The organism is Streptomyces sparsus (assembly GCF_054776295.1).
Genome location: NZ_BAAHCA010001236.1, coordinates 1 through 1170, shown reverse-complemented (window position 1 = coordinate 1170; position 1170 = coordinate 1). Strand labels below are relative to the sequence as shown.

The 1170-nt window shown below is 73.8% G+C and carries 1 protein-coding gene and 1 pseudogene; both read left to right on the top strand.

Features of this window, described 5'->3' with window-relative positions:
* Positions 1–218, top strand: a pseudogene (locus ACYVE9_RS27615) (daunorubicin/doxorubicin resistance ABC transporter ATP-binding protein DrrA); the annotation flags it as partial.
* Positions 215–1084 carry an ABC transporter permease gene (locus tag ACYVE9_RS27610; protein ID WP_461030621.1) on the top strand — a complete coding sequence of 290 codons (870 nt, stop codon included), beginning with the start codon at positions 215–217 and terminating at the stop codon, positions 1082–1084. The pseudogene ACYVE9_RS27615 and the gene ACYVE9_RS27610, both read left to right, overlap by 4 nt.
* Positions 1085–1170 lie beyond the last annotated feature (86 nt).

Genomic DNA, 1170 nt, shown 5'->3' with positions numbered 1-1170 from the left:
CCGACGTGCACACCGACCCCGACCGCCGACTCGTCAGCGCACCGGTCACCGACCGGATGGCGGCACTCGCCGAGACCGTGCGGCAGCTCACCGCCGCCGGCCTCGCGGCGGCCGACATCGACGACATCGCGCTGCGCCGACCCACCCTGGACGAGGTCTTCCTCAACCTCACCGACCGCCCCGAGCCCGCCCGCCCCGAGGAAGGCAGCGCCGCATGAGCAGCACCACCGCCCCCGCCACCGTCCCGACCGGCCCCGGATCCGTCACCGTGCCCGCCCCGCCCCGGACGCCCTCCGCACGCCTCGCCCGGCTGCTCACCGACTCCCTGACCATGACCCGGCGCGGCCTCTCGCACTGGGCCCGCCAGCCCGGCCAACTCGCCGTCGGACTGCTCTTCCCGGTGCTGATGCTCGTCATGTTCGCGTACTTCCTGGGCGGCGGCATGGCCGTCGAAGGCGGCTCCTACCAGGAGTTCCTCCTGCCCGGCATGCTCACGCTGACCGTCGCGTTCGGGCTGGAGGGCACGATGGTGGCCCTCACCCAGGACCTCAACCGGGGCATCATCGACCGCTTCCGGTCCATGCCGATCTCCACCTCGTCCGTGCTCGTCGGCCGCAGCATGCTGGACATGCTCAGCTCCGCCGCGGCGCTGCTGGTGATGGTCGGCGCCGGCCTGGCCGTCGGCTGGCGCTGGCACGGTTCACCCGCGGAGACGGCCGCCGCACTGGGACTGCTGCTCCTGCTGCGCTTCGCCATGCTGTGGGTCGGCATCCACCTGGCCCTCGTCGCGGGGCGCCCGGAGCTGGTGGCGACCGTGCAGATCCTCGTGTGGCCGGTGGCGTTCCTGTCCAGCGCGTTCACCGCGCCGGGCACCATGCCGGGCTGGATGGGTGCCGTCGCCGAGTGGAACCCGCTCTCGGCGACCGCGTCCGCGCTGCGTGAACTGTTCGGCAACCCGCAGTGGCACAGCGGCGATTCCTGGGCCGCGCAGCACCCGGTGCTGCTGGCGGTGCTGTGGCCGCTCGTCCTGCTCGCCGTCTTCGCCCCGCTGGCGATACGCCGCTACCGGGGCCTGGGAGGCTGACCCGGCCGGCGCGCGGCCCGCGGCGGGGGAGCGAGTCGTCGGGCAGGATGACGCTGCTCGGGTAGCGGACCGGCGCGTACAGCTTC

What these genes read in the sequence shown, in the direction of transcription:
- ACYVE9_RS27610 (WP_461030621.1), top strand. Translation starts at nt 215, where the DNA reads ATGAGCAGCACCACCGCCCCCGCCACCGTCCCGACCGGCCCCGGATCC.